Raw genomic sequence first — 7,501 nt, 5'->3', positions numbered from 1 at the left:
GCCGTCATCTGGCGGGCCGCCAGCTGCGGGCCCTCGGGCCCGCGGACGTCGACGACACGGCGGCCCGCCAGATGACGGCTGAAGGTGCGCCGGGCCTCCTCCTCGATCTGGTCCCAGGCGGCTTGCGTGACAGGGGCGAGTGCGCGATGGAGGTTGTTCATCACTGGGCGCTTTCTTGCAGGCTGCCGATGTGCAGCGAACCGTCACGGGCATCCGCCGGGATCAGGGCCTGCGCCGTCGGCGCGGGTGCCGGCTCCGGCAGTGTCCCGGCCTCGGCGGATGCGGGTGACGGCGGCGGGGCGTCGAGGAAGTCGGCGCTCGGGGCGTGGAAGAGCGTGCCGGTGACCGCGGTCGAGAAGTCGAGGATGCGGTCGTGGGTGCCGGGAGGGCTGCCGAGGAACATGTTGCGGAGCATCTCCTCGGTGACGCCGGGATCGGCCGCGTATCCGATGAAGTACGTACCGAACTCGCCCTGCCCGAAGCTGCCGAACGGCATGTTCGCACGCAGGATGTCGCGCTCCGTGCCGTCCGGGTCCGTGATGGTGTTCAGCGCGACATGGGAGTCGGCGGGCTTCACGTCGTCGGCGAACTCGATGTCCGTGAACTTCGTCCGCCCGATCACCCGCTCCTGCTCCTCGGTGCTCAACGTGTTCCACGAGGCCAGATCGTGCAGGTACTTCTGCACCACGACGTAGCTGCCGCCCGCGAAATCCGGGTCCTCGGGACCGACCAGCGCCGCCGACCGCGCGTCCTCACCCACGGGGTTCTCCGTGCCGTCGACGAAGCCCAGCAGATCCCGGTGGTCGAGGTAGCGGAACCCGTGCGTCTCGTCGACGACCTTCACCGCGCCGCCGAGCCGGTCGAGCAGCTGGGAGGCCCACTCGTAGCACACGTCCATCCGCTCGGCCCGGATATGGAACAGCAGATCGCCCGGGGTGGCAGGGGCGTGGTGGCGGGGCCCGTGCAGTTCCTGGAAGGGATGGAGAGAGGCAGGCCGCGGACCCGCGAACAGCCGGCTCCAGGCATCGGAACCGAACCCGGTCACGCAGACCAGACCGGTGCCGGGAAAGCGGAACCCGATGGAGCGGGCGATGGCCGCCAGATCCGGCAACGCCTCACGGACAGCGGGCTCACCACCGGGCTCGATCGTGGCGACCAGGATCAGGGCCGCGCTGGTCAGCGGTGCGACGACGGGCTGCGCCGCGGCCGCTTCCTCGGTGGTCTCGGGCATGCGGCGGCTCCATGAAGTGGCTTGGGCGACAAGGCGGCACGGCGGAACCCGCGTACGTCGGAGCAGCGGGCCCGCTGCCACTTACCCACACCCGGAGGGCTGCCGCATCCCGAGGCATCCGACCGGGCGACGCCTACGCCGGTCCTGCGCCCCGCTGCCGGGCGAGGCCCCCGGCCCACTCGCCGGGATGCTGCACTCACTCGTCCGCGAGGTCACTCCGGCTGCACGCCAGCACCCCGGTGGTGCTCGACAGCCGGGCCATCAGCGCGTCCGGATCGCCCCTGCCCTGCACGTTGAGCGCGACCTCGACGGTCCGCTCGGGCGGGGGCACGGTCTCCGACCGGCTACGGCGCCGGAACATCCCCTGGTCGTCGGCGGCGAGCGTGGTCAGCTCGGAGATCGCGAACCCGGCCTCCGTGCAGTGTCTGACCAGCTCCCGCAGCGCGCCCACGCCCTCGGTGTAGGTGATCCGGTAGCCGATCGAGGCGTTGCGCAGCGCCGGGAGCCGGTGGGCCAGCGGGCGGACGCCGTACGACACCAGGAAGTAGGCGAGAGTGGCGAGCGTGGCCAGGACGGGCAGACCCGCTCCGGCCGCGCAGCCGACCGCTGCGGTCAGCCAGATCGACGCGGCCGTGGTCAGCCCCTTGACCGAACCGCGGTGGACGAAGATGACGCCACCGCCGATGAACCCGAGGCCGGAGACGATCTGCGCCGCCACCCGGGACGGGTCCAGCTCGACCTGCCCGGTGACCAGCACGTCCGAGAAGCCGAACTTGCTGACCAGGGTGAAGAGGGCGGCCCCGAGCCCGACGATCGTGTACGTGCGCAGGCCGGCCGCCTTCTGGCGGATCTCGCGTTCGATCCCGATGGCGCAGGAGAGACCGAATGCGATGCCGAACTGCGCCGCGTGCGTCCAGTTCTGGCCGAACGGTTCGCTGATGTCGATTGCCACAAAGCCTCCGATGCCCTTGGACCTTCCGGGCAGCCGGCCCCCGGAAGGGAAGCGCCGTGGCTCCGCCGTGCCGGGCGATGCGACGGTTGCGGCGGCGCGATGCCCACCGTACCGGCCGCCCTGGCACGGTCCTGGGCACCGCCGACGCCGTCGAGTCCGGGATTCCGCTGCCCCGGCCGCGGCCTGGTCCGGCCGCGCCCTTCGGGCCCGCACCCCGGCCTGATCCGGCCCAGTCCGGGTGGCCGTCGCTCCGGCGGACGGGGGGACGCCCGCCGTCTGCTCCACTCACGTCATCCCATTGGCTTTCCTGCACCTCACCGCGGCGCCCCTGCCGGGCCCGGGCGGGTGCACAGCCGTACGGTCGGGCTCGTAGGCGTGATGCCCCTCCGGCCGGATCCGGGGCGACATCGCGCGAAAGCGTCCCGGGCGGATGACGCCAGGGCCCTGCGGAAGATGTGACATGGCAAAGATCCTTTTCGTGATGACCGGCTCCGACCACTGGACCCTCGCCGACGGGACCGTGCACCCGACCGGCTTCTGGGCGGAGGAGGCCGTCGCGCCGTACGAGAGGTTCAAGGCCGCCGGGTACGAGATCGTCGTCGCCACCCCCGGCGGCGTGGTGCCGACCGTGGACCGGGGGAGCCTGGCGCCGGAGTTCAACGACGGTCAGGAGAACGCCGACCGGGTGGCGAACGTCCTCGCCTCAATGACCGAACTCCAGCAACCGCTGAAGCTGGCGGACGTCGCCCTGGCGGACTACGCGGCGGTGTTCTACCCCGGCGGCCACGGCCCGATGGAGGACCTGGCGGTGAACGCCGACTCCGGGAGGCTGCTGACCCGGGCCCTGGAGTCGGGCCTGCCCCTCGGCATCGTCTGCCACGCCCCGGCCGCCATGCTGGCGGCCACGAAGGACGACGGCACCAACGCCTTCGCCGGCTACCGGCTCACCGGCTTCACCAACACGGAGGAGAGCCAGGCCGGCTTCGCCGACAAGGCCAAGTGGCTGCTCCAGGACCGCCTTGTGGAGATCGGCACCGACTTTCAGGAGGGCGAGCCGTGGGCCCCGTACGTGGTCGTCGACCGCAATCTGGTCACCGGCCAGAACCCGGCCTCCGCCGCCCCGCTCGCGGGCGAGCTGCTCAAGAAACTCGCCTGAGCCGTCGGGTCAGCCCGCGTCGGCTTCCGACCGGTCCCCGCCCCGGAGGGTGTGGAAGGAGCCGTCGCGGTCGACCCGCCGGTTGGTCTGTCTGTGACCTGAAGAAGTTCTGCCGGATGCGTTCTGCGCGCTCAGCATCTCCCGCGGGATCCCGCCGGGCGGCACGACTTCACGGTCTCGCTGCCCGCCCCACGTCGGCGCCGGGTTCCACGCTGTCGGGGCGGTAGCACGCCGCCCCGGCATCCCTGACTCCCCTTCACCCTGCGGACCTGACCACCATCAGCACGGCATCTGGAGCCGACGCCTTCAGCCGGTCGCTGCCACCCGTTGATCGCCGCGACGCCGACGGTCGCCGCGAAGTGAACGGCGAGATGGCGGAACCTGGTGGCCACCGCCCGGTTGCGCTTCAGCCGGTTGGCGCTCGACCGAATGCCGGGCCCGCGTACCTGCCCCGACGGGTGAGCGCCTGCCTCGTGGGCCTGTTCCTGCCGTTCCGGTGGAAGGCCAAGCGTGGTGATGCGGGTGGGGTGTTGGGGTCAGGCCGGTGTGCCGGCCGGGCTCACTGCTTCGCGCCGAAGTCCTGCGTCCACCACGGTCCGCCGGGACCCTTGTGGATGCCGATGCCGAGGTCCTTGAAGGAGCAGTTGAGGATGTTGGCGCGGTGGCCCGGACTGTTCATCCAGGACTCCATCACTGACTCGGGGGTCTGCTGCCCCCGGGCTATGTTCTCGCCGTACGTCGACCAGCGGTACCCGGCGTCGGCGATGCGCCGTCCGGGGTCGGCACCGTCGGGGTTGGTGTGCTCGAAGAAGTCACGGGCCGACATGTCGTCGGAGTGGCGCTGTGCCGCGTCCGTGAGCTGCGCGTCCTCCTCGAGCGGCCCGCATCCGGCTGCCGCCCGCTCCTTGTTGGCCAGGGCGACCACCTGGGCCGTGTTCCCCACAGGTGAGGGTTGCGGGGACGGGGTGCTCGACGCACGCGGTACAGCCGTCTTCTTCGGCGCCGGGGTGACGCTCTTCTGCGGTTTCCGGCTCGGGGCCGGGGAGGCGCTCTTCTTCGCGGACGGCGAGGGCGACGCGGACGCCGCGGGAGGCGATGAGGTGGTGGCCGGGGTTTCGGGCGCCGCGAGATCGGCGATGGGCGCCGCCGACGTGCGGGACGCGCTGTCGCCCTCGGCTCCGGTTCCGGGCCCGAGGGACACGTACCACAGGCCCCCACCGGCCATGCACGCCGCCACCACCGCGCCGCCGACCGCCCGGCGCTGGAACCGTCGGCGCCGACGCGCGGCGGCGCGGGAGGTGGCTCGGCCGTCCGCGTTCCGCCCGCCCGGGGAACGGTGCCGACCGGGCCGGGCGGCCATCGCGCCGTCGCCCGCCGCCACGTCGAGCGCGTGTGCGGCGGCGACGGGTGCCATCCCGTCCCGGGCGGGCCACAGTACGAGGAGCGCCGCAGGAACGGGAATCAGCGCCAGCCCCGCCAGCAGGCCCTCGGCGGGCATCAGGCCGCTCCACAGTCCGGCACACCGGAGGCAGTCACGGGCGTGCCGGGCTATGCGCTTGCGCCACAACGCCGAGGGGCGGCCGTCCCATGCGGTGAGGACGCCGCGGAGTTCCTCGCACGGCGGCTGCGCGCCGAGTGCCCGCACAACGACGCGAGCCGTCTCCAGTTGCGCCTTCATCCGCTGCACCCGGACCGCCGCGTACTGCGGCGAGAGCTCCAGTGCCTCGGCGACCTCGGTCCGGGTCAGCGCCCCCGCGCACTCCAGCCACCACAGCGACAGCAGACCCCGGTCGTCCGGCTCCAGCCACCGCGTCGCGCGCGCCGTCTCCTGACGCTGTCCGGACAGCTGTAGACGCATCATCGTCAGATCCACGAAGTCGGCCCCGGGGTCGGCGATCTCCCCGGCCTCCTCCAACGTGCCGGGCGCGATATTGCGGTCCCGCCAGTGCGCGCGGACCTGGTTCATCGCGATTGCCACCAGCCAGGAGCGGAAACTCTCCGGGGTCCGCAGACCGCCGAGGCCGTCCAGCGCACGGAGCATGGTGTCCTGCACCACGTCGTCCACGTCCGCCGAACCGTTCAGCGCCCGGCCCACGATGTTGTAGACGAGCGGAAGGTACGCACTCGCCAGTGCGTCCTGCGCCCCCGCGTCTCCGTTGCGCGCGGCGATCACCAGTGGCACCGGGTCCGCCGTGTGCTGAGTGCTCATGTAAGTAGATCCCTGTCCTGTAGGCCGCTGATGATGCCCGATGACTGGGAGACCGCCGCAGGCGGCTCGGATAACAGTTCCTCCGACCGGAATTTCCGGCACGTGCCCCGACACGGTTCTTCTGCGGCTCGGACCGTGCGGATCGGTGGACCGGGCGCGGCTCCCCGCCGACGGGGCCGACCGGATCCATACTTCTACTACTCGAAGAACTTCAGGCTCCAGCCCGAGTCCGTGCTCGGGCCGGGGACGTTGGCACGGCTGTAGGTGGTGTTTCGCCTGTGGCACGCCATGTGGGTTCAGCGGATCGATGACGCCATCGCGGCAGCCGAGCAGCGGGAAGCAGAGCGCCGGCAGGGCGAAAGGCGGCGGCCGCCGACACCGGAGGGGATGTTCGGGTCCGGAACATAGCCCCAGGCCCGAGCGCGTTCCCGGGCCACGCTGTCCGGGAGGCGTCGCTTCCCTCCACAGTGGTCGCAGCCTCCCTGCTTACCGTTCCTGATGTTGTCCAGCCGGGGGCCAGGGTCGCAGATGTTCCAGCACCGCAAGCACCATGACCGCACCGCCGCCCTGACGTCGGGAATCTCCATGACGGGCAATACGTGTCCGAGCCGAATCATGTCCGATCGGCGCCGAATGGCCCGGTTTCTCTTGTTGCAGTGGATGCATCCGACCCGCCCCTTCGTAGCGAGCTTTCGGACGACGCTCAGGTAAACGGGAAAGGGCTCCGTGTGTCCCTGGCACCGTGGTTGGGTGCAGCGCACGGCGAAGGGCTTGGAAGTTACGCCGGGATAGTGGTCTACCGGCTCAAGCCCGGAGGCACGCAGTTCGAGGGTGGCGGCGAAGTGACCGGTCTTGGGACGTTTCACAGTCGTGTTGTAGCAAGGCGGACTGACAGTCAGCCCCTCACGCTGTCACTCCACGGAGACGCAACTCTGTCGCAGGGCCAGTCCAACTTCGATGGCAAGCGGTCCAACTTCACTGTCACGGGACACGGTCCGAGAGGACCGATCTGCAGCAACTCGGTTGTCCCGTCTCTGTCGATCTGGTGTAGGTCTCAGGTGAGCGGGTCCGATCCCCTCGCCGTCTCAGATGATCTGGTCGGCTGGCGTCCCGTCTCGATGTAGGTCTGTGAGTTTCGTGTGCGATGCGTCAAGTCGGCTTCATCCGGCTACTGACCGACCTGATTGATCACGTTCCGCGCACGCACGGCTACTCTTCGCGGTGAAGGCTGATCATTCTCAAGGGAACAGGTGGTGCGTGATGTCCCAGGAAATCTTGCCGGGAACACGGTCTGGAGATGCCGACATCATCTTCTCCGGCGGTTCCATCGTGACGGTTACCGATGAGAAGTCGGTGGCGCCCGAGGCGGTGGCAGTCAAGGACGGCCGGATCGTCTTCGTCGGCAACCTGTCGCAGGCGCAGGCCGAGTGGCGGGGGCCGGACACGCGGTTGCACGACCTGCTGCCGGATCAGGCCCTGCTGCCGGGGTTCATCGATGCGCACGGCCACGTGGTCGGCACCGGCCTGCAGGCCACGATCGCCAACCTCCTGGCCGCTCCCGACGGTAACGTCACCAACATCGCGTCCCTCCAGGGCAAGCTGCGCGAGTTCGCCGAAAGCGCGGTGGGGAAACGCTCGGATTGGATCGTCGGTTTCGGTTACGACGACTCCATGCTCACCGAGGGCAAGCACCCCACCCGCCACGACCTGGACGTGGTATCCACCGAGAAGCCTGTCCTGGCGATCCACCAGTCCTTCCATCTGGGAGTGGTCAACAGCCTGGGACTCGAACGGCTCCAGTACACCGCCATGACACCGGACCCGGAGGGCGGGGTGATCCGGCGGAAGCTGGAGCGCGGGTCAGAATCCGGGCCCGTGTACGGGGAGCCGAACGGGGTGCTGGAGGAGACTGCGTTCAACCCCGCCGCCGACAGGAGGCCCACGGGTAGGAAC

6 protein-coding genes are annotated in these 7,501 nt (G+C 70.3%); 2 read left to right on the top strand and 4 right to left on the bottom strand.

The window, feature by feature from the left end; genetic code table 11:
- The 3 genes from J1C73_RS20500 to J1C73_RS20490 all read right to left on the bottom strand — a co-directional run.
- Positions 1-161: encapsulin (locus J1C73_RS20500; RefSeq protein WP_207317697.1), on the bottom strand; the 161-nt coding region annotated here is incomplete at its 3' end.
- Entirely contained in the window at positions 161-1,231 is a 1,071-nt protein-coding gene (locus J1C73_RS20495; RefSeq protein ID WP_207317696.1) for a Dyp-type peroxidase, read from the bottom strand. The genes J1C73_RS20500 and J1C73_RS20495, both read right to left, overlap by 1 nt.
- Positions 1,232-1,427: 196 nt before the next feature.
- Complete coding sequence (locus tag J1C73_RS20490; protein WP_207317695.1) at positions 1,428-2,183, bottom strand: MgtC/SapB family protein; 756 nt, start codon at positions 2,181-2,183, stop codon at positions 1,428-1,430.
- 460 nt (positions 2,184-2,643) lie between these two features.
- Here J1C73_RS20490 and J1C73_RS20485 point away from each other — a divergent pair, with 460 nt between their 5' ends.
- Positions 2,644-3,339 carry a type 1 glutamine amidotransferase domain-containing protein gene (locus J1C73_RS20485; RefSeq protein WP_207317694.1) on the top strand — a complete coding sequence of 232 codons (696 nt, stop codon included), beginning with the start codon at positions 2,644-2,646 and terminating at the stop codon, positions 3,337-3,339.
- Positions 3,340-3,898: 559 nt separating this feature from the next.
- Here J1C73_RS20485 and J1C73_RS20480 read toward each other — a convergent pair.
- Positions 3,899-5,548, bottom strand: coding sequence for a sigma-70 family RNA polymerase sigma factor (locus J1C73_RS20480; protein WP_207317693.1), 1,650 nt, complete (start codon positions 5,546-5,548; stop codon positions 3,899-3,901).
- 1,329 nt (positions 5,549-6,877) lie between these two features.
- Between J1C73_RS20480 and J1C73_RS20475 the strand changes: the two genes are divergently transcribed.
- A partial coding sequence (locus J1C73_RS20475) for an amidohydrolase family protein (protein WP_307797748.1) occupies positions 6,878-7,501 on the top strand: 624 nt, incomplete at its 3' end.

Origin of the sequence: Streptomyces laculatispora, from assembly GCF_017353455.1 — a bacterium.
Lineage (GTDB): Bacteria > Actinomycetota > Actinomycetes > Streptomycetales > Streptomycetaceae > Streptomyces > Streptomyces laculatispora.
The sequence above is the reverse complement of the archived record's forward strand: the minus strand, read 5'-3'. Positions and strand labels throughout refer to the sequence as shown.

What these genes read in the sequence shown, in the direction of transcription:
- J1C73_RS20495 (WP_207317696.1), bottom strand. Translation starts at nt 1,231, where the DNA reads ATGCCCGAGACCACCGAGGAAGCGGCCGCGGCGCAGCCCGTCGTCGCA.
- J1C73_RS20485 (WP_207317694.1), top strand. Translation starts at nt 2,644, where the DNA reads ATGGCAAAGATCCTTTTCGTGATGACCGGCTCCGACCACTGGACCCTC.
- J1C73_RS20480 (WP_207317693.1), bottom strand. Translation starts at nt 5,548, where the DNA reads ATGAGCACTCAGCACACGGCGGACCCGGTGCCACTGGTGATCGCCGCG.